Here is a 24,783-nt window from a genome sequence, read left to right as displayed (position 1 = left end):
TCATTCCGGGCTCATGGCTCTGGTCAATATCCGCGCGACCTGATCGGCGGAGTAGGGCTTGGGCAGGAATTCAAACCCCTCGTAGCCGCTTTCCGCCAGCTCGTCGCTGTAGCCGGAGGTGAGTACCACCGGCAACGCGGGCCGCTGTTGACGCAACAGCTTGGCCATCGCCACACCGGTGATGCCCGGCATCACCACGTCCGAAAACACCGCGTCGAACGCCATGGCGTTCGCGCCCACCAGCGCCAGCGCCTGCTCGGCATCGGTGGCCCAGGTGGTCTGGTAGCCCAGGTCCTGGAGGATCTGGTTGGCGAAGCGGCCCACGTCCAGGTTGTCTTCCACGATCAGCACATGGCGCAGGGCATTGTTCTGAATCAGGGTGAGGGGTTCTTCGACAGGCGGTTGCGCCGTCACCTCGCCCTCTACCTGAGGCAGATACAGCGTAAACACCGTGCCTTGCCCCAGGGTACTGGCCACGTCGATATTGCCGCCCGACTGCTTGGCGAAGCCGAACACCTGCGACAGCCCGAGCCCAGTGCCTTTGCCCACGGCCTTGGTGGTGAAGAACGGCTCAAAGATACGCTCGCAGGCATCCCCGGGAATGCCCGCGCCGGTGTCGGTCAGGGACAGGCTGATGTGCGGCTGGCTCGAGGCGGCTTCCCCGCGGATGCACGGCAGCGGTTGATCGCAGGCGACTTTCAGGCTCAACGTGCCCTGGCCCTCCATCGCATCGCGGGCGTTGAGGGCAATGTTGATCAGCGCCGTTTCGAACTGGCTGGGGTCGATGCGCGCGTAGCAGGGCTGGTCGGGCAGTTCGACGCGCACATGAATGCGCGCGCCGGTGACGCTTTCGAGCATCTCGCCGATGCTGCGTACCCGCTGGCTCACGTCGAAGACTTCCGGGTTCAGTGGTTGGCGCCGGGCAAAGGCAAGCAATTGGCTGGTCAGCTTGCTGGCGCGCTCCACGGTGTCGGACACCGCCCCCATATAGCGTTGGCGGCGCTCCTCCGACAGCCCGGGCTGGCGCAGAAAATCCACCGATGAGCGGATGATCGTCAGCAGGTTGTTGAAGTCGTGGGCCACGCCGCCGGTCAACTGGCCGATGGCCTCGAGCTTTTGCGACTGGCGCAGCGCCGCCTCGGCCTGGGCCAGCGCCAGGGTGCGTTCTTCAACCCGTTGCTCCAGCGTAGCGTTCAGCTCGGTGTAGGCGGCCAGGCCTTCGCGCACGGCGACGTCGGCGCGCACGCGCTCAATGTGTGCCCAAGACCGTTCGGTGACTTCGCCCAGCAAAGCCAGGTCATAGGTCGACCAGAAGCGCGCCTGCCTGTCGTGTACGGCCATCAGGGCAGTGAGGCGGCCATCCTTGATCAGCGGCACGCAGATAGTGGCGGTGACGCCCAGGGCCTGGAAGTTGGCGGACTCGTGGGGCGGCAGTTCCTCCAGGTTGTTGCGGATCACCAGTGACTGGCCGGCGCGCAAGCAACTGACGGCGCGTTCGCCGAAGTCGGCCAGGCGGTAGCGGCCAAGGATGCTTGGCGTGCCCGGCGAAGACCATTCGCCGCGGATGGTGAAACCGTCTTCGTCGTCATCCATGTCGGCATAGGCGCAGATGGACACTTGCAGGTGTTCGGCCAGCAGCTGTGTGGTGGATGTCATGATCGTCTGGGCGTCGATGGCGCTGGTGACGCTGCGGCCAATGGCGTCCAGCACCGCCAGGCGGCGGGCGAGAAATACCGTGGAGGTGGTCTCGGTCACGGTGTCGAGCATGCCGACCACGCGGCCCTGGGGATCGCGGATCGGGCTGTAGCAGAAGGTGAAGTACGCCTGTTCCGGCATGTCTTGACGTTCAATCACCAGGGGGAAATTTTCGATATAGGTGGCGTGCCCTTCGAATGCCTCGGCGGCGATGGGGCTGATATCGTCCCAGACTTCATGCCAGACCTCGTTGAACGGGCGGCCCAATGCCTCGGGCTTTTTGCCGAGGATAGGTGCAAACGCATCGTTGTAGAGCGTGATCAGCTGGGGCCCCCAGATAATTGCCTGGGGGAAGCTGGAAGCAAAGCACAGCGCGACGGTGGTCTTGAGCACGTCCGGCCATTGATCAAGCGGCCCCAGCGGGGTGCCTGCCCAATCATACTGGCGTAACCGCTCAGCCATCTCGCTGCTGCCCTGCAGCCAATTCATCATCGGATCAACACCTTATCTGCCACGGTTCGAGCATTGCCTGAAATGTCAGGTCGCCAGCTACAGACCCAAATGATCCTCGCCAGTTCAGCGCAATTATCTACTAGATGGCATTTTGATTCTCTATCCAAATGGATAGATGAACGTCAAATTTTTCGGCCGCCCAATGGGTTACTGGGCGGCAAATACAGCGGTCCAGTAAATGCCCGCGTCGCTTTTCGGGTCCATCGCGTAAGCGGCGCCCAGTTCACGAAATTGCGGGTTCATCAGGTTGGCGCAATGGCCGGGGCTGGCGAGCCAGCCGTCGACCACCTTGCGCGGGGTGTCCAGGCCGGCGGCGATGTTTTCGCCGATGTTCTTCGCGATGTACCCGGCCAGTTCGGCGCGGTCGCCAGGCGTGCGGCCGTCGTGGTCCAGGTGGTCGAAGAAATTGCCGTTGGCCATGTTGCGCGTGTGGCTGTTGGCGGCGCTGGCCAAGGTGTCGTTCCACGACAGCGGGGTGGTGGCGGCGAATGCCTGGGGGCCGCACTGGCGCGGTTGTTCGCGGGCGGCGTTGATCAGGTTGAGTACTTGCCGGCCTTCGGTCTGCCAGTCGCCCAGGCCGCTGGTGAGCAGCGGGCGGGCGAGCACGATGCGCCAGTCCTGGCCGCTGTTGCTCACGCCGATATCGACAAATTGCGGGTCCAGCACCACCCGGCAGAAACTCTCACGCACCGCCTTCATCGCCGCCTGGGCATCCCTGGGGCCGGACAGGCTGATGGCCTGCACATTCACCATCGGGTAGGCCGCGCGGGCCAGGGCCTGCTGAAGATCGCCGACATTATTGGCCGGCAGCACCAGCCGGGTATCGCTGGTCAGCGGCGGCAACTCCTGGGAACCCTGGTCGCCGCAGCGCTGCACCTGGCTGCGGTACTCATTGATCTGTTGCACCAGCTGACTTTCTTCATTCGCCATCGCGCTGGCGCAGAACACCGTACTGGCGGCCAGCGTCGTGAGACCCATCATCAATGACAGAACGCGCATGGACGTTACCCTTGAACTTGAAAGTGCCCATGATGCGCGATGTAACCCGGTCTGGTGCAACGCCTTTTTTGTTTTTTTGCGTCAGCGGTTGTTTGCGTACGGCGTGCGGGCACTGACCGAGCGGCTACGGGTACAATCGCGCCAGCCTTGAAGTCAAATCCCAGGAATGTGCATGTTCAGCCTTACCCGCTACACCACGCCGTGCCCCGAGCCGGTCAATAGCCAGATTCTGCAGATGGTGGTGGACAACCTCACGGACATCAGCAGTGTTGCGCTGCCGCCGAGCAATCTGCTCTACAACCTCTATCAGTACGCCATCGGTTTTGAGGTGCACCTGTACCTGGAAGCCTTGAACGGTGAGAAGGGTATTGCGGTTGAGTTGGTCGTGGCCACGGACAATAGCGCCCCGCAAGAGGTCATCGGCTTTCTGCTGTACCTGCCGGTGAAGGATGATCCCCAGGCCTGCGGCGTGGCCTTTATGGCGGTGCAGGCCGGCTGGCGACGCCAGGGAGTGGGGCGCGCGATGATGCGTGAGGTGCTGGCGCGTTATCCCCATGCGGAGCTGGCGTGTGCGGTTGAGAAGGTTGCGGTGTTTGAAGCCATGGGGTTTCAGGTGCTGCGCGCGCAGGGCACCCAGGTGGTGATGAATACCCGCGATTACGGCACCGATGGGTTGATGGGGGTGCTGGACGTGGCGTCTATCTATAGTTCGCTGGAGGTGCGGCAGATTCATGCGTATCTGCTTCAGAAACATGGCAGGCGGGCGATGGTGGATGCGGAGAAGCAGCGGGATCGGCATTTGGATCAGTTGGAGCGCAAGGTCCGGTTGTTCTTGGGTGATGGGTCTTGATCAATGGTGGGAGCCGGCCCGCCTGCTTGAGCGATGTTTCAATGCCGTACCGGTTGATTGACCCACCGCTATCGCAGGCACGCCAGCGCCCACAAGGATCGCGTCAGCTTGGTTGATTTGATTGCCGCTCTACCAGCCTCGCAGGCGGGGCCAGTCCTGGAGCTGGCCGTTCTCCAGCAGTGCGCTGTAACTGCCGAACTGGGCGCCTGTCGCGCAGGCATGGTTGGGCAGGATGCGCAGGCGTGTGCCGAGTGGAAACCGGGTGACCACGTCGAGGTCGTGGTGCGCGAACTGCGCTACGCCATGTTCCTGGTTGGCGCTGCCCAGCAATAATCCTTCGATAGGCTCGCCGCGTTCGTCGCACACCTGGCCATAGCCGAAGTCATGCTGCTGGGACTGAGTGCCACGGTCGCGGCTCATGGCCATCCAGCCGGAATCGGTAATGATCCAGCCTTTTTCCGGCTGGTGGCCGATGACCGTGGTGAGCACGCTCAAGGCCAGTTCGTCGAGGCGGCACACGCCGATGTTGTGCATCACCAGGTCGAAAAACGCGTACACGCCGGCGCGCAGTTCGGTGACGCCGTCCAGGTTCGCGGCTGACAACGCAGTGGGCGTGGAGCCGACGCTGACCTGGGGGCAGGGCTGGCCGCTGGCGCGAATGCGCTGGGCGGCCTCAACGCAGCGCGCGCGTTCCTGTTCGGCGATGGCTTGCAAGGCGTCGGGGGTGTCCAGGCCGTAGCTTTCCCCGGCATGGGTGATGACGCCGGCGAGCCTGTCGCCGAGCACTGCGGCGATTTCCAGCAAGAGCGGGGCCTGCGGCTTGACCCCGGAGCGGTGGCCGTCGCAGTCGATTTCGATCATCACCGCAAAGGTTGCGGCGTGTTCTTCGCCGAAATCGACGATGGCGCTGGCGCCAGCCAGGCTGTCAGTGATCAGCGTCAGCGCGCAACCACGGCGCCACAATGCCAGTGCCTGGGGCAGTTTGTGCGGGGCGATGCACACGGCGTACAGAATGTCCTTGATGCCCAGTTCGAAAAAGTACTCGGCTTCCTTGAGCGTCGACACGGTGATGCCGCGAGCGCCGGCGGCGAGCTGCGCGGCCACGACTTCGGCGCATTTATGGGTTTTGACATGAGGGCGCAGGTGCACGCCCAGGCTGTCGGCGCGCTGCTGCATGCGCTGGATATTGCGCTGCAGTTTAACCGTATCGAGCAGTGCGGCAGGGGTGTCCATGGTTGCAGCTCCACCAAGGGGGACGGCGGCCAAATTGACGGCCTGTCCAGGACTGGATATGTTGTCTTGCATGAAAAACCTCTCTATCGAACATACTCACCTGATCAGCCAGCTCGAACAGATTGCCGAAGGCTTGAGCAAGACCTTCAGCCCCTTCTGTGAAGTGGTGCTGCACGACTTGCGCGACCCACAGCACGCGATCCTGGCCATCCATAACAACCTCTCCGGGCGCCAGCCCGATGACCCGGCCACCGAACTTGGGCTGGCGCGGATCGCCGACCCCGATTACCCGCAGGTCATCGCCAACTACCAGAACCAGTTTCGCGATGGACGCCAGGTCAAAAGCACCTCCATCGGCATCAAGGACACCAGCGGCCAATATGTCGCCGCCTTGTGCATGAATATCGACCTCTCGCTGTTTCGCGGCTTGCAGGGCATGCTCGAACAGTTCAGCAGCGTCGGCGATGACAAACCCGGCGAATCCCTCGACCCGTCCGGCGCGGATGTCATCCGTGCCCGCATCGATCAATTCGCCGCCCGCCTGGCCACCACGCCCCGCGCCCTCAAGGCCGCTGATCGCCGCGTGCTGATGCAAGAGCTCAAGGACTCCGGCTGCATGGACGTTCGTCGGGCCATGGAGACGGTTGCGTCGCACTTGGGCGTGTCGCGCGCGGCGGTCTACACCTACGCCAAATAGCGCGCCAGCGCCTCTATCTCGATCAGATAACCATGATGCAACTCCGGTACCGGCACCACCGCGCGGGCAGGGCGATGCTCGCCCAGCGCGGCGGCGTAGAGCCGGTCGAATGCCGCCCAGTGCGCGATGGTGGTGACGTATACCGTGACCTTGATCAAATCCGCCGGGGTGCCGCCGCTGGCGTGCAAAATGGCTAGCAAATTGTCCAGCGCCATTTGCGCCTGTTCGGCAAATGACGCCGAGACGTTATGACTGCCGTCCGGGCTCACCGGCAATTGGCCCGAGATATACAGCGTGCCGTTGTGGCCCATCGCCTGAGCATAATGACCTGCGGGCGCAGCGGCATTACGGGTATGGACAGTCTTCATGGGGCCTCGTCGATCAGGATGATTATTCAGCTTCTGGATAAAATATCCATAACAAGACAAATAGTAAAGACAACTTTTCCAGGTTGATTCCTAAACAACCTGTTTAAAAGATCGTGGTATGCCAGCACGATATTAAATAGAATGAATCTCATTTGAGACTCAGTCGCGCCGTGCAGGTGGTTTGCCATGAATGATGCCGTTGTCCCCACGCACGTCCCCGAAGCCACCTTGTCGAGCCTGTATCGCGATCATCGCAGTTGGCTGGAAGGCTGGCTGCGGCGGCGCTTGGGCAATGCCTGGGATGCAGCGGACCTGAGCCAGGACACGTTCCTGCGGGTATTGGCCAGCGCGCAGCCGATTGCGCAGATGCAGGAGCCGCGCGCTTATCTGGTGACGGTCGGCAAGCGGCTGCTGGTCAACTTTCATCAGCGGCGCAGCCTTGAACAGGCGTATCTGAATGCCCTGGCCAGCTTGCCGCCAGCCTGCGTGCCGTCGCCGGAACAGCGCTGGTTGCTGCTGGAAACCCTGCAGGCGCTGGACGAACTGCTCGACGGGCTGCCTGCGCCGGTGCGTCGCGCCTTCCTGTGGAGCCAACTCGAGGGCCTGGGCTATCGCGAGATCGCCAAGCGGCTGCAGGTGTCCGAGCGCACGGTGAAACGCTACATGGCCCAGGCCTATGAGCATTGCCTGCTGGTGGAGGAATGAGTCGCGAGATCGCGCGGGCGGCGGCGCACTGGTTGGCGCTGGTGGAGTCCGGTGCGGCCACTGAGGGGGATCATGCCGCGTTGCAGCAATGGCGCGACAGCCATCCGCAACACGAACAGACCTGGCAAAAAGCGCAGTCCCTGCGCCAGCGTTTCAGCGAGTTGCCCCAGGCCCTGGCGCTGGCCAGCCTCGATCGCCCGCAGCCAGGTCGGCGCGCCGTGCTCAAGCGTGCACTGGGAGCGGTGATGTTGGTGCCTACGGCCTGGCTGATCAGCCGACAGCTGCCCCTCGAAGCCTGGCGTGCTGATCTGCATACCGCCACCGGCGAACGCAGGACGCTGCACCTGGTCGATGGCGCCAGCCTGCAACTCAATACCGCCACGGCGGTGGATGTGGACCCGGCGCGACGGCTTGTCACCCTGGTCGAGGGCGAGCTGGCATTGAAGGTGCCGGGGCCGTCAGCCCTGCAGGTGCAGACGCGCTACGGGCAATTGATGGTTAGCCAGGCCGAGGTGTGTGTACGGCAACTGGCGAGTGGTTGCCGGGTGTCGGTGCTTCAGGGCTCGGTGCAGGTGCGTGACCTGCAGGGTCAGACGGCGACGTTGCATAAAGGTGAGCAGGCCCCGTTGAACCCCGTTGGTCTGGGGGCCACTGCGCCGTTTGATGTGTCGCAGCCGGACTGGCGCGACGGCGTGCTGACCGCGCAGAACCAGCCCTTGGGCGACTTCCTGCGTGAGCTTGAGCGTTACCGTCCAGGCGTCCTGCGTTGGGACCCGCGCCTGGACGCCTTGCGGGTCACCGGCAGTTTCCGCCTGGAGGACACCGACCGCGTCCTCAATCTACTGGCGCAAACCCTGGGGTTCCAGGTGCAGGCGCGCACGCGGTTCTGGGTGACATTGACCTGAGCGTTGAGCCGGGCCAGCACTGGCCACGGCGGTCTATGGGACGCTTTAATATACTCATATCGAATAAATAAAGAGTTATATATTCCTTTTGATTTTTTGGTCTGTAGCGCATTTTGAGGGCCTGCGCATTCGTGCGGATTGACCCAACAGCCAACAGGAAAACCGACATGACCATCAAAGCGATCAACGTGCGCAACCAGTTCAAGGGCGTTATCAAGGAGATTCTGCTGGGGGAGGTGGTGTCTGAAATCGACGTGCAAACCGCGTCTGGCATCGTTACATCAGTGATCACCACCCGCTCGGTGCGCGACCTGGAATTGAAGGTGGCAGCGAAGTGATTGCCTTCGTGAAGTCGACGGAAGTGTCCATCGCCAAATTGTGAGGGCCTGCATCCATTGACGCAGGCGTTCACATGCGCTGTGGCGAGCGGGCTTGCCCCGCGTTTGGGTGCGAAGCGTCCCCAATCCAGCAAAGCGCGGTGTACCTGATACGGCTCAGCGTCTGGTTTTGGGGCTGCTGCGCAGCCCAACGCAGGACAAGCCTGCTCGCCACAGGGAATCTGCGCTTAACTGGACGGCATTGGGGCAAGCCTGCTCGCCACAGCAGGAGGTCGCAGAGGTCCGCGGGTTTTAGCCCAAGGCACGTTCCATACGCTGCAGGCCTTCCTCGAGCATCGACCGTGGGCAGCCGAAGTTCAGGCGCACGAACTGCTGGCTGTCATCGCCGAATTCGATGCCGGCGCTCAAGCCGACTTTGGCCTGTTCCAGAAAGAACCGCTGCGGGTCTTCCAGGCCAAGGGCGCTGCAATCCAGCCAGGCCAGGTAAGTGCCTTGTGGCGCGTGCATCTTCACGCCGGGCAAGCGCATGTTCACCGCATCGAGCAGGTAGTCGCGGTTGGCTTGCAGGTACTGCTTGAGCGCGTCCAGCCACTCGCCGCATTGGCTGTAGGCGGCGCGGGTGGCTTCCAGGCCCAGAGGGCTGACGCTGTCGACCATGCCGCAACGGGCGTTGTTGAAGTGTTCACGCACCTGGGCGTTCTGCACCACGGCGAAACAGGTTTTCAAGCCGGCCACGTTATAGGCCTTGCTCGCCGACATCAGGGTAATGGTGCGCTGGGCAATCTCGGGGCTGAGGCTGGCGGTGGGAATGTGGCGGCGGCTGTCGAAGCACAGCTCGGCGTGGATTTCATCGGAGATGATCAGTGCGCCGTTTTCCAGGCAGGCATTGGCCACGGCCAGCAGTTCTTCGCGGGGGAACACCTTGCCGATCGGGTTGTGCGGGTTGCTCAGCAGCAAGGCGCCGGCACCCTTGAGCGCCTCGCGCATGGCAGGCATGGGCGTGATGTATTCCCCGTCGACCAGCGCGAAGGGTATTTCGATACGCGGCAAATTCCAGTGCCCGGGGGCCAGGCGGATCGGCCGATAATTGGGGGTTTGCAGCACGACCGGCTGGCCCGGTTGCACGAACCCGTGCAGCGCCATATTGAAGCCGGGTTCGACGCCGGGCAAAAACAGCAACTCTTCAGGTTGGACGCGCCAGGCGTACTTGGCCCACAGGTCGGCGATGATCGCCTCGCGCACGTCCGGGCCGGCCACGCTGTAGCCGAGCACCTGCTGGTCGAGCCGTGCGTGCAGGGCTTGCAGTACGGCCGGTGGCGCGGCGATGTCCATATCAGCGATCCACATCGGCAAAACGTCGTGCGGGTAGCGGTTCCACTTGGTGCTGCCGGTGCCGAGGCGGGAGTGGATCGTATCGAAATCAAAGCTCATGGGCGGGCTCGTATCAGGGGGGCGGACAAACAATGGCGGCGATTCTAGCGCAGGCGCGAGCACGCAGGTTCTATCCCCGACAGGTTCTGTACTAAAAACGCCACCGCGCTGGGGATCGGCGCCGGGAAGGGCTAATTTGATGCATCTCAATCAGCCGAGCATCCATGGATGAACTACCAACCCTTCAGCCGCACCTTGATCGCCACCGCCCTCGTCTTGACCGTCAGCGCGGTGCAAGCCGCGTCCCAGGCTCCGGTCGGCGGTGAAAACGGCATGGTGGTCACGGCCCAGCATCTGGCCACCAATGTGGGCGTGGATGTCCTCAAGGCCGGTGGCAATGCGGTGGATGCGGCCGTTGCCGTCGGCTATGCGCTGGCGGTGGTGTACCCGGCGGCAGGCAACCTCGGCGGCGGCGGCTTCATGACCGTGCAACTGGCCGACGGGCGCAGGACCTTCCTTGATTTTCGCGAAAAAGCCCCGCTGGCGGCCACCGCCAACATATACCTGGACAAGGACGGCAACGTCATTGATGGCCTGAGCGCCAAGGGCCATCTGGCCGTGGGCGTGCCTGGCACTGTGTCGGGCATGGAGCTGGCGTTGAGCAAGTACGGCACCCTCAAGCGCGCCCAGGTGATCGCTCCGGCGATAAAACTGGCGGAACACGGCTTTGCCCTGGAGCAGGGTGACATCGACCTGCTGCACACCGCCACCGGCGAGTTCGAAAAGGATAAGGACCTGCGCGGCATCTTCCTGCACAACGGTCAACCGCTGCAGGTAGGGCAGAAACTGGTGCAAAAGGACCTGGCCAGGACCCTCAAGGAGATTTCCGCCAAGGGCGCCGACGGTTTCTACAAGGGCTGGGTGGCCAAGGCCGTGGTCGATTCCAGCCAGGCCGGGAAAGGCATCATCACCCAAGCTGATCTGGACAACTACAAAACCCGCGAACTGGCGCCCATCGAGTGTGATTACCGTGGCTACCACGTGGTTTCGGCGCCGCCGCCAAGCTCCGGGGGCGTGGTGATCTGCCAGATCATGAACATCCTCGAAGGCTACCCGATGGCCGAATTGGGCTATCACTCGGCCCAAGGCCTGCACTACCAGATCGAAGCGATGCGCCACGCATACGTGGACCGCAACAGCTACCTGGGCGATCCGGATTTCGTCAAAAACCCCATCGCCCACCTGCTGGACAAGGACTACGCCGCCAGGCTGCGCGCCGCCATCGAGCCGCAAAAGGCCGGAGACTCCCAGGCGATCAAGCCAGGTGTATCGCCCCACGAAGGCAATAACACCACCCACTATTCCATCGTCGATCAGTGGGGCAATGCGGTGTCCGTCACCTACACCCTCAACGACTGGTTCGGTGCCGGCGTCATGGCCAGTACTACCGGGGTCATTCTCAACGATGAAATGGACGACTTCACTGTCAAGGTGGGCGTGCCGAACATGTATGGCCTGGTGCAGGGCGAAGCGAATGCCATTGCTCCCGGCAAGGCGCCGTTGTCGTCGATGAGCCCGACCATCGTTACCAAGGACGGCAAGGCGGTGATGGTGGTCGGTACGCCGGGGGGCAGCCGGATCATCACGGCGACCTTGCTGACGATCCTGAATGTGATCGACTACAAGATGAACATCCAGGAGGCCGTGGACGCGCCGCGTTTCCATCAGCAGTGGATGCCGCCGGCCACCAACCTTGAGACCTTCGCGGTCAGCCCGGACACGCGCAAAATCCTTGAAAGCTGGGGCCACACGTTTGCCGGTCCGCAGGACGCCAACCACCTCGCCGCGATCCTGGTGGGCGCGCCGTCCCTGGAGGGTAAACCGGTAGGTAACAACCGCTTCTATGGCGCCAATGACCCGCGCCGCAATACCGGGCTGTCGCTGGGTTACTGAAGCGCGCCCTTTGGCCCAGCGTGGCTAACCCGGCGTCCTGCCGGGTTACCCACGATTGGGGCGTGTGAACGCGATCAAATGTGGGAGCTGGCTTGCCTGCAAAGGCGTCGGCCCAGCAAACATTGAAGTTGCCTGGTCCACCGCTTTTGCGGGCAAGCCCGTTCCCACAGGTCAGTGCCGGGTCTGCCGAATCAGTCCAAGCGCTTCGGCCTTGCCCAGCGGTTGCCGCATGCGCCGGGAAAGACGCGCCATAGCCTGCTGATACTGGCAGGCGATCACGGCCTCGACCTGGTCGTCGTGGCACAGCAGGGCAATAAAGGTGTGGCGTTGCAGGTCACCTTCCAGGTACAGCCGGTTCCAGTGGTGCGCATGCCCGAGCACCTCGAAGGTCTTGCCGAAGTGGTAGGTCCAGAAGAACGGCACATCCCTGAACGACTGCGCATCGCCGAGCATGTTGCGCGCGGCCAGCACGCCCAGTTGCTGGGCCAGGCGCCAGTGTTCGATGCGCATCGGCTGCTGTTGCCAGGCGAAGGTGACGTTGTCGCCGGCGGCCCATAAACCGGGGGCCAGTTGCAGGTGAGCGTCGGCGCTCAGTGAGTGGTCATCCGCAAGACTGACGCCGTGAACGAAGGCGCTGGCCGGCTTGACGCCGACGCCCATCAGCACCAGGTCGGCGGCCAGTCGCTTGCCGTTTTTGAGCAGCACGGTGCTGACGGCGCCATGGCCGTCGAAGCGCTCGGGCTCGATGTTGCTGTGGAAGATCACGCCGTTGTCTTCGTGCAGTTGGCGCAATGCCGCGCCGATGCGCCGGCCCAACTGCGCCGCCAGGGGTATCTCGTGGCGACTGACCACTTGCACCACCAGCCCGCGTTGGCGCAGGGCCGAGGCTGCTTCGAGGCCGATGAAACTGTCGCCGATAATCACCGCGCAGGCGGCTGACTGCGCGGCGTCGGCGATTCGCGCGGCATCGTCACGACTGCGCAGCACGAACACATTGCTCAGCACCGCGCCAGGGATGTCCAGCGGTTGCGCGTCGCCGCCGCTGGCGACCAGCGCGGCGTCGTAGTCGAAGCGGCGCCCGTCTGCCAGCTCGATGCATTTGGCGGTGGCATCCAGGCGTTGGACTTCGCCATGAATGCCGATGCCGGCAAAGCTGTCGTCCTCCAGCAGCGGCGGGGTATCTACCGCCGCCATTTCGCCGCTGATCACGAATTTGCTCAAGGCTGTGCGGTCGTAGGCGGGATTCGCTTCGCGGTCGATCCACAGCAGGCGCCCGGCGAACCCTTCGCGCCTCAGGGTGGCCACGGCCGCCGTGCCCGCCGCGCCTGCGCCAATCACGGCGAAGCAGCGTGCATCAAGACGCGCAGCCGCCGGTTCAGGCGCGATGGGCTGGTCGCCGACACTGACCACCCCGGCATGCACCTGCACGGGGTATTGCCTGAGCCCGGCCAGCGCCGGCGGTTCCACGACGGCGCCGCTGTCCACGGCAAAGGCGGCTTTGTGCCAGGGGCAGATCAGGTGCCCGTTGCAGATCACGCCTTCTTCCAACGGCGCGCCGGCGTGGGGACAGTCGGCCTGGAAGGCGCGCACCTGGTCGCCAACACGCAGCAGCAACAGCGGGTGGGCCGCCGTTTGTACACGGACGGCACGGTTTTCGGGCAAATTGATCAGGCGGGCAACGATGCGCAGGTTCATGGGCCAATCTCCTTTAGAAGGTTGACTGGCGATGCGGCAGGCGGACTGCGTTGGCCCGATGGTCGGTAGGCGAAGAAGCGCGGGCCTAGGGGGGCGGCGGCTGATCCAGCAAGTGTTGGACGGCGGCAAACGCCTCGGCTCGGCGTTCTGCCCAGTGGCCGCGAATCACCAGGGCCGGCTGTCGATGCCGTTCGATCCAGTCCAGGCTGCTCTGGAAAAACGCACGACGGTCCGCCAGTGCCGGCTGGCAGCGCTGGCCGTCGGCAGTCCAGTCGACGTCTTCGGGGGACAACAGCAGGTGCAGGTCGTAGTGACGGGCCAGCAGTTCCTGGTCCAGCCAGGCGGGGCAGTCACCGAACAGGGTCAGGCTCCACAGTTGGTTGGTCAGCAGGTGGGTGTCGAGGATCAGCAGGTGCGGCTGCCGCGCGCGAGCCGAGTCTTCCCAGGCCAGTTGGCCACGGGCGATGGCCGGTATGTCCGCGAAGGTGGTGTCGCGCTGGTGGTGGTCGATGAAGTGGCGCACGTATTCGCCCACCATCAGCCCGCCAAAGTGCGTGTGCAACTCCTTGGCGAGCCAGCTTTTACCGCTGGACTCAGGGCCCGCCAACACCACCACTTTCATGGGCGCAACGCCGGGTCGGCGCGCCATTCACGCCAGCCCTGCACGGCAATCACGGTGAACAGTGCGTAGAGCGCGGCAGTGAGGTAGAGACCTTTGTAGAGAAACAGCCCGACGAAGATCACATCCACCGCTATCCACAGCGGCCAGCATTGCACGCGTTTCTGCGCCATCCACACCTGCGCCACCAGGCTGAAGCCGGTGAGGGCGGCATCCAGCCAGGGCTGCGCGGCGTCGGTCCAGTGGGCCATGGCGGCGCCAAGCATCAGGCTGCCAGCCGCGCCAACCGCAAGGCTGGCCAGGATCGCCGTGCCTTTGAGGCTGGTCACCTGGCGACCTTGCCTGACTTCGCCGGCACGGGTCCATTGCCACCAGCCGTAGACCTGCAGCGCGGCGTAGACCACTTGCAGCAGCATGTCGGAATAGAGTTTCACGTCGTAGAACACCCAGGTATAGAGCAGCACCATGACCAGCCCAATGGGCCAGCACCAGGGGTTCTGCTTGACCGTCAGCCAGACAGCAATCACCCCCAGTGCGGCGGCGAACAATTCAAGCCCGGACATGGCGGTACCTTGGGAGCGTGGAAGAGGGCGGTGATTGTACCCAGAGGACACCGATCAACAAAACACAGCGACTGTAAACGGTTCATCGGCCTGTCACTGCGGGCTTTTTATAATTGTGGCTGTTGCATCGACATTTGCGGCGGGTCTGATAGGCTTTCGGCCCGTCAGCGCAAGACCTGGGTACTGTCTGATTTTTCACGGATTTTTTGCAGCCTGGCGTTGCGTGTCAGCGCCGGGTCGTGTCGTCAATGAACCACTTAAAAATAGAAACGAGGCGTGCCATCGCGCATGACCTTTGGGGGAAGTATGGATTTTTGGACTGCCATTCAGGCATTGATTCTCGGCATTGTGGAAGGGCTGACGGAGTTCCTGCCGATCTCCAGCACCGGTCACCAGATTATCGTCGCCGATCTGCTCGATTTCGGCGGTGAGCGGGCAATGGCGTTCAACATCATCATCCAGCTCGGCGCGATCCTCGCGGTGGTGTGGGAGTTCCGGCGCAAGATCCTTGACGTGGTCACCGGCCTGCCGACCCAGCGCAATGCCCAGCGCTTTACCGTCAACCTGCTCATTGCGTTCCTGCCGGCGGTGGTGCTGGGGGTGATTTTCGCCGACCTGATCCATCACTATCTGTTCAACCCGATTACCGTGGCCACCGCGCTGGTCATCGGCGGCATCATCATGCTGTGGGCCGAACGCCGTGAACATCAGGTGCACGCCGAAACCGTCGACGACATCACTTGGAAGGATGCGCTCAAGGTGGGACTGGCCCAGTGCCTGGCGATGATTCCGGGCACTTCGCGTTCCGGCTCGACCATCATCGGCGGCCTGCTGTTCGGCCTGTCGCGCAAGACCGCCACCGAGTTCTCGTTCTTCCTGGCGATGCCGACCATGGTCGGCGCGGCAGTGTACTCGGGCTACAAATACCGCGACCTGTTCCAGCCGGCCGACCTGCCGGTGTTCGCCATCGGCTTCATCACCTCGTTCATCTTCGCGATGATTGCGGTCAAGGGCCTGCTCAAATTCATCGCCAGCCACAGCTACGCGGCGTTTGCCTGGTATCGCATCGGCTTCGGCCTGCTGATCCTCGCGACCTGGCAGTTCGGCTGGATCGACTGGGCGGCAGCCAAGGCATGAGCCTCCAGCACCCACGCCTTAAAGCGCTGATTTTCGTGCTGCTGTGCGCGGCGCCGCTGCTGGGGTCGGTGCTGGTGTGGCAGCGCGGTGAAACCCTGCTGCCGTTGGCTGCCTATGGGGGGGGCAGTGTGATGGCGTTCTTTTTGTACTGGAGCGACAAGCGCAAGGCACAGACCGAAGGCCGGCGCATCCCGGAAAACATCCTGCACGCCGTGGAACTGGCGGGCGGGTGGCCGGGAGCGCTGATTGCCCAGCAGGTGTTCCGGCACAAGACGCGCAAGGTGTCTTATCAGGTGCTGTTCTGGGTGATCGTGCTGCTGCATCAGGTGTTTTGGCTTGACCAGTTGTTCCTGGGCGGCACGCTGTTGTCAGTGCTCTAGCCATAAACCTGCTTGCGTGCGCTTGGGCAGCCTGCTCACCACCAACTGGTGGGAGCGCTGCAACAAGCCGCGCAGTTCCGGCGCGCCAAGCGGGTAGGGCACATTCATGATGATCCACTGTGCACGTGCCAGGTACGGCGCCGGGTGGATGCCGGGGCGGTCGACGTGACCGAGGAACAGGTCCTTGTCGACCTTGAATGCCAGCGAGTCACCGCGCAGGCCCTGCAGGGCGAACATCTTGTTGCCGGCAATCGAGAAGACGCGCACGCCGCCCCATTTGTAATCTTCCCGCGCGCCGGGCAGGCTCAGGCAGAACTGCGCGACTTGCGCTTCGGTCATCGTCATAGCAAGCGGTCTCCACAGCCCTTGAAGCCTTCATCCAGGTAATCGATCCACGCGCGAATCGCCGGCAGCACGCCGCGCCGGTGCGGGTACACGGCCTGCAGCCAGCCGCCCGGTAACGACCATTGCGGCAGCAGTTGCACCAGGCGCCCGCTGGCCAGTTCCTCTTCGCAATACATCATCGGCAGCACGGTAAAGCCCAGACCCATGATGGCGCTGGCCTTGCGCACGATGAAGTCGTCAATGCCCAGGCGCGCCTCCATCACCAGGTCGTGGGCGTTGCCCTGTGGGTCGAGAATGCGTTGATGGACCATGCGGTCGGCCTCCAGTGCGCCGAGTATCGGCAGCTGCTTGAGGTCTTCGAGGGAGTTGACCCGACGCTCGTGCATGAAGCCGGGGCTGGCCACCAGCACGGTCTGGGCCTGACGCAGGCGCTTGGTCACCAACAAAGGGTCTTCATCGCCCAGTTCGCGCACGCGCAGGGCCACGTCGATGCCTTCGGCCACCAGATCGACGCGGCGGTTGACCAGGGTCATGTCCAGTTGCACCAGCGGGTACGCCGCGAGGAACCCGGCCACCAGTTCCGGCATCATGTGCTGGGCCATGCCCACCGGGCAGCTCACCCGCAGGCGGCCTCGGGGTTCGCTGGACATGCTGGCCACGGCCTCGTCGGCCATTTCCGCTTCCAGCAGCATCGCCTGGCAGTGGCGCAGGTAACGCTCGCCCACGGCGGTCAGCGTCAGTTGCCGGGTGGTGCGTTGCAGCAGGCGTGCGCTCAGGCGTTCTTCCAGCTCGGCGATGCGCCGCGACAGCCGCGACTTGGGGATTCCCAGCAGCCGGCCGGCCGCTGCAAAGCCGCCGGCTTCGACGACTTTGGCGAAGTAATAGAGGTCGTTGAGGTCTTGCATAGGGGCGCCCATTGTCCTGTCAGTGGGACAAACTATCGCATTGTAGCCGGCTTATCGGCTATTGGTTTCATGCGTAGCATCACCACCATCTGATCGCCACTGTCGATCCCACTACGGAGATCCACCATGAAACTGTTGCATATCGATTCCAGCATCCTCGGTGACAACTCGGCTTCCCGTCAGCTCAGCGCCGAAGTGGTCAAGGCCTGGCAAACCGCGCAGCCGGGTGTGGACGTGACGTACCGCGACCTGGCCAGTGACGCGATCAACCACTTCTCCGGCGCCACCCTGGGCGCACTGGGAACCGCCGCAGAACTGCGCGATGCCGCACAAAAGCACGAAGCCGAGCTGAGTGCCGTGTCGCTGGCTGAATTCCTCGCTGCTGATGCCGTGGTCGTGGGTGCGCCGATGTACAACTTCACCATCCCGACCCAGTTGAAAGCCTGGATTGACCGCATCGCGGTGGCCGGCCAGACATTCCGCTACAGCGAAACCGGCCCCGAAGGCCTGTGCGGCAACAAGAAAGTCATCATTGTGTCCACCGCCGGTGGCCTGCATGCGGGCCAGGCGTCCGGCGCCGCCCATGAAGGCTACCTGAAGCTGCTGTTCGGCTTCCTGGGCATCACCGATATCGACGTGGTGCGCGCCGAAGGCCTGGCCTACGGCGATGACGTGCGCAGCAAGGCCATGAGCGAGGCCAACCTGCTGATCAATGAGCAACTATTCGCCACTGCGTAAGGCTTGTGTAAAATTCGCCGCGCGCCGGTATCAATCCGAGACCCGGCGCTTAAACTCTGTATTCTGATCGCCTGAACGCGAGCGGAGTACGGAGTTTTTTCGTTTGCGCGCGGTCCTTTCAATGTGGCCCGGGTTATGCAAACAAGGGTTTACTACCCCGGGTTTCTCATTCGATGTTGGTTCTCACGCGGCACAGGTGGACATCCCCATGATGCGTCTATGTGCAGTAATGGTTCTTTCCCTGCTCGGTGGCCTGATTTCAGTGCAGGCCGCGCCGGTGTCGCTCCCCCATTGGAGTGTGGGTTTCCATCGCATGAGTTTTCTCGACCCGGTGGATCAGCAGCCGATGAAAGCCGTTGCGTTCTACCCCTCCACGGGCATGGAGCACACCACCCAGGTGGGCGCCTATACCGTCGGCGCCACAGAAGATTCCAAGATCGCCATCGGGCGTTTCCCGATGCTGATGCTGTCCCATGGCAACACCGGCACGCCGCTGGCGCTGCACGACCTGGCCACCTCGCTGGCGCGCAAGGGCTTTGTGGTGGTGGCAGTGCTGCATCCCGGCGACAACTACAAGGACCACAGCCGGCTGGGCACGGTGAGCAACCTGTACGGGCGACCAATCCAGATTTCCGAAGCGATCACTGCCACCCTGAGCGACCCAATGCTGGCGCCGTTCGTCGACGTCGAGCAGGTGGGGGTTATCGGCTATTCGGCGGGCGGCGAGACCGCGTTGATCCTCGCCGGGGCCAAGCCGGACTTCGATCGCCTGCGCCGCTATTGCCAGGAGCGCCCCGAAGACCGCGACGCCTGCACCACCAAAGGCGAACTGGTGGTGGACCGTGACGATTTGCAGCCCCATGCCGATGCTCGCATTCATGCGCTGATGCTGATGGCGCCGCTGAGCCTGATGTTCGGTCGCCACACCTTGGCCGATGTGCATGTGCCGGTGCTGCTCTACAGCGGCGACGGCGACAAGCTGGTGGCCGTGGACAAGAACGCCGCTGCGCTCGCGCGCAAATTGCCCGAGCCGCCGGATTTCAAACTATTGGCCGGGGCCGGGCACTTTGTGTTCATGGCGCCGTGTGACAGCGATCAACTGGCGGCCATGCCGGCGGTGTGCACCGATGCCGACGGGGTTGACCGCGAGGGCATTCATCGCGACTTGATCTCCGAAGCCGGGCGCTTTTTCAGCCACACCCTGGGCCAGTCCAGCCGGGCCGGCTTGCAGACTGCGGATCAGTAAGCGCGACGTTTGAGCAGCAGGGTCACGCCCAGCGCGCTGACCGACAGCAGCGCTGCGCAGAAGAAGATCCAGCCATAACCGAGGTTCAGGGCGATGGCGCCCATCAACGGGCCGGCAATCGCCAGCGCCAGGTCAAAAAATACTGCATAAGCACTCAAGCCCGCACCCCGGCTGCTGTTGGGGACCTGCCTGATTGCCTCCACGCCCAGCGCCGGGTACACCAGCGACAGTCCAAAGCCGGTCAGCCCGGCACCGAGCAACGCCACGCCGGTCGTTGGTGCGAGCCACAGCAGGATCAGGCCCAGGGTTTCGATGAACATGCAGGCGATGGCGGCGCGAAAACCGCTAAAACGGCTGATGGCGGAAATGAACAGCAGGCGCGACAGGATAAAACACACCCCAAACACGCTGAGGCAGTACGCCGCACCGGCCCAACCGCGATTGAGGTAGTACAGCGTAATGAAGGTGGTCAGCGTGCCGTAGCCAATCGAGGCGAGGCACAGGCTGGCGCCAAACGGCGCGATGCGCCCGAATACCGCCAGGAACGGCAGCCGCTCGCCGCGCACTACCGGCACCGAAGGTTTATTGCGGATCAACACCAGCCCGAGTGCCGCCAGCACTGACAGGGCAAGGCCCAAGCTGACATAGCCATAGTGCGCAACCATCACCACTCCCAACGGTGCGCCAATGGCAATGGCGCCGTAGGAGGCAATGCCATTCCAGGAAATCGAGCGCGCGGTGTGTTCGGCACCGACGGCGCCCATGCACCAACTGATGGTGCCAACCCCGATCAGGCCTTGGGCCACGCCCAGCAGCAGGCGCGAGGCAATCAGAATGCTCAGGCTCAAGGTCGGCAGGCTCTGCGCCAGCGTGGCAAAAAACGTCAGTACACCGCTGATCAGAATGCCGGCCAAGCCCAGCACGATCGCGCGTTTGGTGCCCACGTTGTCCGATACGCGCCCGGCAAAGGGGCGGCTAAGCAGAGTGGCCAGATATTGCGCAGCAATGGTGACCCCCGCCACCATCGCGCTGAAGCCCAGTTGCTCGTGCACATAGCTCGGGATCACCGCAATCGGCAGGCCGATGCAGATAAAGGCGATGAAGGTGTAGAAGACAATGGAGACGATCTGCAGGGTGATCGACAAGGAGGAGGGGGTGGCAGACATGGCAACTCATTCGCGGGCGGGCGGTGGTTGCATCATGGCAAGGGCGTGCGGGAAATGAAAGCAGGCTAACTACTTCGACTGAAGCCTGCCTCATTGAATGAGCTTGTGTCGTGGCGAGCAGGCTCGCCCTGCGTTGGGCTGCGCAGCGGCCTCCAATCAAAAACACCGCGTTCTGCCTGGCAGAATGCGGTGTCTGGTTTTAGGGCTGCTGCGCAGCCCAAACGCAGGGCAAGCCTGCTCGCCACAGAGGGCCCGGCAGGTTCGCTGCTTAGAACACCACGCCCTGGCTGCGCAGGTAATCGTCATAGGTGCCGCTGAAGTCGATCACGCCGCTGGCGCTCAGCTCGATGATGCGGGTGGCCAGGGACGAGACGAACTCACGGTCGTGGCTGACGAAAATCAACGTGCCCGGGTAGTTCTCCAGCGCCAGGTTCAGCGCCTCGATGGATTCCATGTCCAAGTGGTTGGTCGGTTCGTCCATGATCAGCACGTTGGGTTTTTGCAGGATCAGCTTGCCGAACAGCATGCGACCCTGCTCACCACCGGAGATCACCTTGACCGACTTGAGGATCTCGTCGTTGGAGAACAGCATGCGGCCCAGAGTGCCGCGGATCACTTGCTCGCCCTGGGTCCACTGGCCCATCCAGTCGAACAGGCTCATGTCGGTTTCAAAGTCGTGGGCGTGGTCCTGGGCGTAGTAACCCAGCTCAGCGGCGTCGGTCCACTTGACGGAACCGGCATCCGGGGTCAATTCGCCCACCAGCGTGCGCAGCAGGGTGGTCTTGCCGATGCCGTTCGGGCCGATGATCGCCACGCGTTCGCCGGCTTCAACCTGGAAGTTGAAGTCCTTGAACAGCGTCTTGCCGTCGAAGCCTTTGGCCATGCGATCGACCATGACGGCCTGACGGTGCAGCTTCTTGGTCTGTTCGAAACGGATGAACGGGCTCACACGGCTCGACGGCTTGACCTCGGCCAGCTGGATCTTGTCGATCGCCTTGGCGCGGGAGGTGGCCTGCTTGGCCTTCGAGGCGTTGGCCGAGAAGCGGCTGACGAAGGATTGCAGTTCGGAGATCTGCGCTTTCTTCTTGGCGTTGTCCGACAGCAGCTGCTCGCGGGACTGGGTCGCCACGGTCATGTACTCATCGTAGTTGCCCGGGAACAGGCGCAGCTCGCCGTAGTCCAGGTCAGCCATGTGGGTGCACACGCTGTTCAGGAAGTGACGGTCGTGAGAGATGATGATCATCAGGCTGGAGCGCTGGGTCAGGATGTTTTCCAGCCAGCGGATGGTGTTGATGTCCAGGTGGTTGGTCGGTTCGTCGAGCAACAGTACTTCCGGGTCGGAGAACAGTGCCTGGGCCAGCAATACACGCAGCTTCCAGCCCGGGGACACTTCGCTCATCGGGCCGAAATGCTGTTCCAGGGGAATGCCCAGGCCCAACAGCAATTCACCGGCACGGGATTCGGCGGTGTAGCCGTCCATCTCGGCGAATTCGGTTTCCAGCTCGGCCACGGCCATGCCGTCGTCTTCGCTCATTTCCGGCAGCGAATAGATACGGTCGCGCTCGGCCTTGACCTTCCACAGCTCCTCGTGGCCCATGATCACGGTGTCGATCACGTTGAATTCTTCGTAGGCGAACTGATCCTGGCGCAGTTTACCCAGGCGCACATTCGGCTCCAGCATGACCTGTCCGCCGGACGGATCGAGGTCGCCACCGAGGATTTTCATGAAGGTCGACTTGCCGCAACCGTTGGCACCGATCAGACCATACCGGTTGCCGGCGCCGAACTTGACCGAGACATTCTCGAAGAGCGGCTTGGCGCCGAACTGCATGGTGATGTTAGCTGTGGAGATCAATTACTTTACCTATCAATAGCTTGGGGTGCGCTTATTTGAGCTGGGACCAATTTGGGACCAATCTGGAGCTTTTCCATTTCGCTCCAGTCCGAGCTTGAGTTGATCCAACGCGCATAAGTCGAGAGCAGCATCTGCACACTATGGCCGAGCTGCTGGGAGATGAAGGCGGGGTTCATGCCAGACATAATGCATATTGTCGCATAGGTGTGACGACAGTTGTATGGCGGCCGACGGCGGATGTTCAGAGCTGTCAGCGTCGGCACCCGCTGTTCGTGTAGGTCAAAGGTGTGTTTCACGTACCCGCATTCTTTGAGGGCGCACAAATGAAAGGCGTTTCCAGCACCTTGTCCTTGCCTTGAGGCCTACCCGTTTCCGGACGAGCATGAGATGTACCGCGTGCTTTCTGATGTGGCTGTACCCCTCCCGCAGATGGCTGATAGATGCCAGCCGCTAATCAGCTCTCGGAAAAGTCGGTACCACCAGGTCTACATCCCAAACCCCGCTCTCCGTCCCGCTTGAAGACCTTGGTTCCAGTCGATTCCCTTATCGGGGGCTGGGATCATTTCGCTGATCCCGTGCTACCTGGCGGCTTCACCCGTCGTGTGGTCAGGCCCTGAGGCCCTTCGCAGTATTTTCGCCCACCGATCCTGACGGTGCCGTCATGCAAATGTTCGATCCTCACGCCAGCGGTGTCGACGATGTCTTGGATCACCTGTCGCCATGCCTCTGGGCTTTCGTCGTCTCGCCTGGTTACTTCGACCAACTGAATCCTCTGTACTTGAGGAGAGGTGATCAAGCCCTGCAGGCGGCGGCCAACAAGCTCGCAGGATTTTTATGCATAAATGCATATTATGGATGGGCAAGCGTCTGGATGCATAGAAAAATAGGCACAGAACATCAAAAATCAATTCAAAAAAATATATTTTTGTTCAGCAAAGAGACAGGATTTGCCATTGCAACAAAATATTTCTTCGCTAGCTTGAAATATGGGCCACCTAGCCCCTGTCGCAATAATGCCGAATAGTGGCGTTGCGATATTAAATTATCCGGGCAGTGTTTTGGCCCGTCTAATAGGAGAGCAACAATGAAAATTGTAACCGGCGTAATTGCTATAAGCGTAGCGTTCGCAGCGTGCTCATCAGTTTATGCTTCTCAAATCAAAACCCCTATTGCCCAAGAAGCCAATACTCACGTAATCACTGGTTCACCACCGCTACTGCAACTAGCGGGGAATGGTGGATCGGGTGGTAATGGTGGCGCTGGAGGAAGTAACGGCGGCCAGGGCGGGGCGGGCGGAGCCGGTGGTGCTGGCGGTAGTGATGGTAACGGCAGCGGCAACGGTAACGGCAGCGGTAATGGCAACGGTACCGGCAACGGGAATGGAAACGGCGGGGGGGTAGGTGGAAGCGGTGGTGATGGAGGAAATGGGGGTGGAGGTGGCGATGGCGGCGGCGGTGGCGATTGAAACCTGATCTTTAATCTTTGAGGATTATCCCATGAAGAAGTTGATCATCTTTCCACTGTGTAGCTTGTGCGCTGTTCTACTGGCATATTCGAATGCCGCAGCGGCTTTTGAAGCCTCGACCATCAAAATGCCTCACTCAGCGACGACTGTTGCTGCCAGTGATACGCCCATTAATGGGAATTCAAGTTCCGCCGCCAAAGGTGGGCACGGTGGCAAAGGCGGAAATGGTGGCGCCGGTGGAGCCGGTGGTGCTGGAGGCAGTGGGTCCCAACCCGGCAAGGGAGGCTCTGGCGGCAAGGGTGGGGCGGCTGGCCCTGGCGGTACACCTGGTGCCGACGGTGCCCCGGGCGCTGATGGTGCACGGGTTCCAAGCGATCCGCCTGATAAAAAATCAAGCACCTAACTACTCGCAATAAATAGTTGGAAGGGAGGATCGACTCTCTTCCAACTTATTTGTGATTGAAAGAGGTGGTGTTATGCGCAAACTCTTTGTTGTTTCCTCTATATTTTTTGTAGGAGTGCTGAGCGCAGGTTCTGCGTCGGCAAGTTGGCTGCCGTCGAAACAAATCAGTTGTAACCAGAACATCTACAGTTGCCTTGAGGCAAGCCTGGACAGCGCCAGCGCCGGTGCAAATGGAGGGCCCGGTCAGAATGGTGGCGCGGGTGCCGCAGGCAGCCCTGGGCAAAATGGAGGACGCGGAGGTGACGGAGGTGCCGGAGTAAACGGCGGTCCAGGTGGAAACGGTGGCGCCGGCGGAGCGGGTGGCGCAGGTGCATCTGGCGGAGATGGTGGAAACGGTGGAGCTGGAAGCGGCGGTTCTTCAGGTGGTAATGGCGGCGATGGCGGAGCAGGAGGCGATGGAGGAAATGGCGGGAACGGCGGTGATGGTGGTGACGGATAAAATGCCTTCACCAGGACTCGTGGCCCGATAGCTCGTCAGAGCGGAAACAAAAAGCCCGGCGCTGGTCCGGGCTTTCAATCAAGAGCAGGTTCCGCCCTTATGGTGCGACCCTGTTCCACCTGTAGGATGAGTGCCTTTGG

General features: G+C 62.2%; 24 protein-coding genes and 2 pseudogenes. 12 read left to right on the top strand and 14 right to left on the bottom strand.

Annotation, left to right across the window (positions count from 1 at the left end; translation table 11 throughout):
* Together TU75_RS23055 and TU75_RS23050 are read right to left on the bottom strand one after the other, a co-directional pair.
* Positions 1-2,187 (bottom strand): ATP-binding protein, encoded by a 2,187-nt coding sequence (locus TU75_RS23055; protein ID WP_060550240.1) that lies wholly within the window; start codon positions 2,185-2,187, stop codon positions 1-3.
* 168 nt (positions 2,188-2,355) lie between these two features.
* Positions 2,356-3,207 (bottom strand): CAP domain-containing protein, encoded by an 852-nt coding sequence (locus TU75_RS23050; protein ID WP_060550239.1) that lies wholly within the window; start codon positions 3,205-3,207, stop codon positions 2,356-2,358.
* Positions 3,208-3,379: 172 nt separating this feature from the next.
* Between TU75_RS23050 and TU75_RS23045 the strand changes: the two genes are divergently transcribed.
* Entirely contained in the window at positions 3,380-4,057 is a 678-nt protein-coding gene (locus TU75_RS23045) for a GNAT family N-acetyltransferase (RefSeq protein ID WP_060550238.1), read from the top strand.
* A 129-nt stretch (positions 4,058-4,186) separates the two neighbouring features.
* On the opposite strand, the gene TU75_RS23040 is transcribed toward TU75_RS23045, so the two are convergent.
* Positions 4,187-5,290 carry a DSD1 family PLP-dependent enzyme gene (locus TU75_RS23040; RefSeq protein ID WP_060550237.1) on the bottom strand — a complete coding sequence of 368 codons (1,104 nt, stop codon included), beginning with the start codon at positions 5,288-5,290 and terminating at the stop codon, positions 4,187-4,189.
* A 70-nt stretch (positions 5,291-5,360) separates the two neighbouring features.
* On the opposite strand from TU75_RS23040, the gene TU75_RS23035 reads away from it, so the two are divergent.
* On the top strand, positions 5,361-5,987 hold the full coding sequence (locus tag TU75_RS23035) for a helix-turn-helix transcriptional regulator (protein ID WP_003236618.1): 627 nt from the start codon (positions 5,361-5,363) through the stop codon (positions 5,985-5,987).
* Here the strand turns inward: TU75_RS23035 and TU75_RS23030 are convergent.
* Complete coding sequence (locus TU75_RS23030) at positions 5,975-6,355, bottom strand: RidA family protein (protein ID WP_060550236.1); 381 nt, start codon at positions 6,353-6,355, stop codon at positions 5,975-5,977. The genes TU75_RS23035 and TU75_RS23030 overlap by 13 nt on opposite strands.
* Positions 6,356-6,541: 186 nt before the next feature.
* Between TU75_RS23030 and TU75_RS23025 the strand changes: the two genes are divergently transcribed.
* The 3 genes and pseudogenes from TU75_RS23025 to TU75_RS23015 all read left to right on the top strand — a co-directional run bounded on the left by TU75_RS23025 (position 6,542) and on the right by TU75_RS23015 (position 8,347).
* Positions 6,542-7,060: a sigma-70 family RNA polymerase sigma factor gene (locus tag TU75_RS23025; RefSeq protein ID WP_060550235.1), complete on the top strand. Its 519-nt coding sequence runs from the start codon at positions 6,542-6,544 to the stop codon at positions 7,058-7,060.
* A complete protein-coding gene (locus TU75_RS23020; RefSeq protein ID WP_060550234.1) occupies positions 7,057-7,965 on the top strand; it encodes a FecR domain-containing protein in 909 nt (302 codons plus the stop codon). Before TU75_RS23025 ends, TU75_RS23020 begins: the two co-directional genes overlap by 4 nt.
* A gap of 167 nt (positions 7,966-8,132) precedes the next feature.
* A pseudogene (locus TU75_RS23015) lies at positions 8,133-8,347 on the top strand (TOBE domain-containing protein).
* Between the two features lie 247 nt (positions 8,348-8,594).
* Here TU75_RS23015 and TU75_RS23010 read toward each other — a convergent pair.
* Complete coding sequence (locus TU75_RS23010) at positions 8,595-9,734, bottom strand: MalY/PatB family protein (RefSeq protein WP_060550233.1); 1,140 nt, start codon at positions 9,732-9,734, stop codon at positions 8,595-8,597.
* A gap of 168 nt (positions 9,735-9,902) precedes the next feature.
* On the opposite strand from TU75_RS23010, the gene ggt reads away from it, so the two are divergent.
* Positions 9,903-11,627, top strand: coding sequence for a gamma-glutamyltransferase (ggt, locus tag TU75_RS23005; protein ID WP_060550232.1), 1,725 nt, complete (start codon positions 9,903-9,905; stop codon positions 11,625-11,627).
* 171 nt (positions 11,628-11,798) lie between these two features.
* Here the strand turns inward: ggt and TU75_RS23000 are convergent, their stop codons facing one another.
* The 3 genes from TU75_RS23000 to pnuC form a co-directional block, all read right to left on the bottom strand.
* Positions 11,799-13,322, bottom strand: a complete 1,524-nt coding sequence (locus TU75_RS23000; RefSeq protein WP_060550231.1) for an FAD-dependent oxidoreductase — start codon at positions 13,320-13,322, stop codon at positions 11,799-11,801.
* 85 nt (positions 13,323-13,407) lie between these two features.
* Positions 13,408-13,944 (bottom strand): AAA family ATPase, encoded by a 537-nt coding sequence (locus TU75_RS22995; protein WP_015371920.1) that lies wholly within the window; start codon positions 13,942-13,944, stop codon positions 13,408-13,410.
* The gene (gene pnuC, locus TU75_RS22990) at positions 13,941-14,504 is read right to left on the bottom strand and encodes a nicotinamide riboside transporter PnuC (RefSeq protein ID WP_060550230.1); all 564 of its coding nucleotides are present in this window, start codon (positions 14,502-14,504) and stop codon (positions 13,941-13,943) included. The genes TU75_RS22995 and pnuC overlap by 4 nt, the downstream gene beginning before the upstream one ends.
* A 306-nt stretch (positions 14,505-14,810) precedes the next feature.
* Between pnuC and TU75_RS22985 the strand changes: the two genes are divergently transcribed.
* Together TU75_RS22985 and TU75_RS22980 are read left to right on the top strand one after the other, a co-directional pair.
* Positions 14,811-15,641 (top strand): undecaprenyl-diphosphate phosphatase, encoded by an 831-nt coding sequence (locus TU75_RS22985; RefSeq protein ID WP_003236636.1) that lies wholly within the window; start codon positions 14,811-14,813, stop codon positions 15,639-15,641.
* On the top strand, positions 15,638-16,021 hold the full coding sequence (locus TU75_RS22980; RefSeq protein WP_060550229.1) for a DUF1294 domain-containing protein: 384 nt from the start codon (positions 15,638-15,640) through the stop codon (positions 16,019-16,021). The genes TU75_RS22985 and TU75_RS22980 overlap by 4 nt, the downstream gene beginning before the upstream one ends.
* Here the strand turns inward: TU75_RS22980 and TU75_RS22975 are convergent.
* Both TU75_RS22975 and TU75_RS22970 read right to left on the bottom strand, forming a co-directional pair.
* Positions 16,010-16,360: an MmcQ/YjbR family DNA-binding protein gene (locus TU75_RS22975; RefSeq protein ID WP_060550269.1), complete on the bottom strand. Its 351-nt coding sequence runs from the start codon at positions 16,358-16,360 to the stop codon at positions 16,010-16,012. The two genes, TU75_RS22980 and TU75_RS22975, sit on opposite strands and share 12 nt — an antisense overlap.
* A gap of 2 nt (positions 16,361-16,362) precedes the next feature.
* A complete protein-coding gene (locus TU75_RS22970) occupies positions 16,363-17,271 on the bottom strand; it encodes a LysR substrate-binding domain-containing protein (protein ID WP_003236643.1) in 909 nt (302 codons plus the stop codon).
* A gap of 126 nt (positions 17,272-17,397) precedes the next feature.
* Here TU75_RS22970 and TU75_RS22965 point away from each other — a divergent pair, with 126 nt between their 5' ends.
* Positions 17,398-18,009, top strand: a complete 612-nt coding sequence (locus TU75_RS22965) for an FMN-dependent NADH-azoreductase (protein WP_003236646.1) — start codon at positions 17,398-17,400, stop codon at positions 18,007-18,009.
* 208 nt (positions 18,010-18,217) lie between these two features.
* Positions 18,218-19,255: an alpha/beta hydrolase family protein gene (locus TU75_RS22960; protein WP_041931460.1), complete on the top strand. Its 1,038-nt coding sequence runs from the start codon at positions 18,218-18,220 to the stop codon at positions 19,253-19,255.
* Here the strand turns inward: TU75_RS22960 and TU75_RS22955 are convergent.
* The 4 genes and pseudogenes from TU75_RS22955 to TU75_RS27095 all read right to left on the bottom strand — a co-directional run bounded on the left by TU75_RS22955 (position 19,249) and on the right by TU75_RS27095 (position 23,045).
* Complete coding sequence (locus TU75_RS22955; protein WP_060550228.1) at positions 19,249-20,421, bottom strand: MFS transporter; 1,173 nt, start codon at positions 20,419-20,421, stop codon at positions 19,249-19,251. The genes TU75_RS22960 and TU75_RS22955 overlap by 7 nt on opposite strands.
* A 268-nt stretch (positions 20,422-20,689) precedes the next feature.
* Positions 20,690-22,276: an ABC-F family ATPase gene (locus TU75_RS22950; RefSeq protein WP_003236651.1), complete on the bottom strand. Its 1,587-nt coding sequence runs from the start codon at positions 22,274-22,276 to the stop codon at positions 20,690-20,692.
* Between the two features lie 5 nt (positions 22,277-22,281).
* Positions 22,282-22,640 (bottom strand): annotated as a pseudogene (locus tag TU75_RS28210) (site-specific integrase); the annotation flags it as partial.
* A gap of 195 nt (positions 22,641-22,835) precedes the next feature.
* Complete coding sequence (locus TU75_RS27095) at positions 22,836-23,045, bottom strand: DUF1654 domain-containing protein (RefSeq protein ID WP_414860470.1); 210 nt, start codon at positions 23,043-23,045, stop codon at positions 22,836-22,838.
* Positions 23,046-23,914: 869 nt separating this feature from the next.
* Between TU75_RS27095 and TU75_RS22940 the strand changes: the two genes are divergently transcribed.
* Both TU75_RS22940 and TU75_RS22935 read left to right on the top strand, forming a co-directional pair.
* On the top strand, positions 23,915-24,157 hold the full coding sequence (locus TU75_RS22940; protein ID WP_015371924.1) for a hypothetical protein: 243 nt from the start codon (positions 23,915-23,917) through the stop codon (positions 24,155-24,157).
* Between the two features lie 319 nt (positions 24,158-24,476).
* Positions 24,477-24,674, top strand: coding sequence for a hypothetical protein (locus tag TU75_RS22935; protein ID WP_060550226.1), 198 nt, complete (start codon positions 24,477-24,479; stop codon positions 24,672-24,674).
* Positions 24,675-24,783: the final 109 nt, after the last annotated feature.

Source organism: Pseudomonas poae, assembly GCF_001439785.1.
GTDB lineage: Bacteria > Pseudomonadota > Gammaproteobacteria > Pseudomonadales > Pseudomonadaceae > Aquipseudomonas > Aquipseudomonas poae.
This window is presented reverse-complemented; position numbering and strand designations above follow the sequence as displayed.

What these genes read in the sequence shown, in the direction of transcription:
- TU75_RS23045 (WP_060550238.1), top strand. Translation starts at nt 3,380, where the DNA reads ATGTTCAGCCTTACCCGCTACACCACGCCGTGCCCCGAGCCGGTCAAT.
- TU75_RS22955 (WP_060550228.1), bottom strand. Translation starts at nt 20,421, where the DNA reads ATGTCTGCCACCCCCTCCTCCTTGTCGATCACCCTGCAGATCGTCTCC.
- pnuC (WP_060550230.1), bottom strand. Translation starts at nt 14,504, where the DNA reads ATGTCCGGGCTTGAATTGTTCGCCGCCGCACTGGGGGTGATTGCTGTC.
- TU75_RS23030 (WP_060550236.1), bottom strand. Translation starts at nt 6,355, where the DNA reads ATGAAGACTGTCCATACCCGTAATGCCGCTGCGCCCGCAGGTCATTAT.
- TU75_RS22995 (WP_015371920.1), bottom strand. Translation starts at nt 13,944, where the DNA reads ATGAAAGTGGTGGTGTTGGCGGGCCCTGAGTCCAGCGGTAAAAGCTGG.
- TU75_RS22970 (WP_003236643.1), bottom strand. Translation starts at nt 17,271, where the DNA reads ATGCAAGACCTCAACGACCTCTATTACTTCGCCAAAGTCGTCGAAGCC.
- TU75_RS23000 (WP_060550231.1), bottom strand. Translation starts at nt 13,322, where the DNA reads ATGAACCTGCGCATCGTTGCCCGCCTGATCAATTTGCCCGAAAACCGT.
- TU75_RS23040 (WP_060550237.1), bottom strand. Translation starts at nt 5,290, where the DNA reads ATGGACACCCCTGCCGCACTGCTCGATACGGTTAAACTGCAGCGCAAT.
- TU75_RS22960 (WP_041931460.1), top strand. Translation starts at nt 18,218, where the DNA reads ATGATGCGTCTATGTGCAGTAATGGTTCTTTCCCTGCTCGGTGGCCTG.
- TU75_RS23055 (WP_060550240.1), bottom strand. Translation starts at nt 2,187, where the DNA reads ATGATGAATTGGCTGCAGGGCAGCAGCGAGATGGCTGAGCGGTTACGC.
- TU75_RS23020 (WP_060550234.1), top strand. Translation starts at nt 7,057, where the DNA reads ATGAGTCGCGAGATCGCGCGGGCGGCGGCGCACTGGTTGGCGCTGGTG.
- TU75_RS23035 (WP_003236618.1), top strand. Translation starts at nt 5,361, where the DNA reads ATGAAAAACCTCTCTATCGAACATACTCACCTGATCAGCCAGCTCGAA.
- TU75_RS23010 (WP_060550233.1), bottom strand. Translation starts at nt 9,734, where the DNA reads ATGAGCTTTGATTTCGATACGATCCACTCCCGCCTCGGCACCGGCAGC.
- TU75_RS23025 (WP_060550235.1), top strand. Translation starts at nt 6,542, where the DNA reads ATGAATGATGCCGTTGTCCCCACGCACGTCCCCGAAGCCACCTTGTCG.
- TU75_RS22965 (WP_003236646.1), top strand. Translation starts at nt 17,398, where the DNA reads ATGAAACTGTTGCATATCGATTCCAGCATCCTCGGTGACAACTCGGCT.
- TU75_RS23050 (WP_060550239.1), bottom strand. Translation starts at nt 3,207, where the DNA reads ATGCGCGTTCTGTCATTGATGATGGGTCTCACGACGCTGGCCGCCAGT.
- TU75_RS22985 (WP_003236636.1), top strand. Translation starts at nt 14,811, where the DNA reads ATGGATTTTTGGACTGCCATTCAGGCATTGATTCTCGGCATTGTGGAA.
- TU75_RS22975 (WP_060550269.1), bottom strand. Translation starts at nt 16,360, where the DNA reads ATGACCGAAGCGCAAGTCGCGCAGTTCTGCCTGAGCCTGCCCGGCGCG.
- ggt (WP_060550232.1), top strand. Translation starts at nt 9,903, where the DNA reads ATGAACTACCAACCCTTCAGCCGCACCTTGATCGCCACCGCCCTCGTC.
- TU75_RS22980 (WP_060550229.1), top strand. Translation starts at nt 15,638, where the DNA reads ATGAGCCTCCAGCACCCACGCCTTAAAGCGCTGATTTTCGTGCTGCTG.
- TU75_RS22940 (WP_015371924.1), top strand. Translation starts at nt 23,915, where the DNA reads ATGGGAATTCAAGTTCCGCCGCCAAAGGTGGGCACGGTGGCAAAGGCG.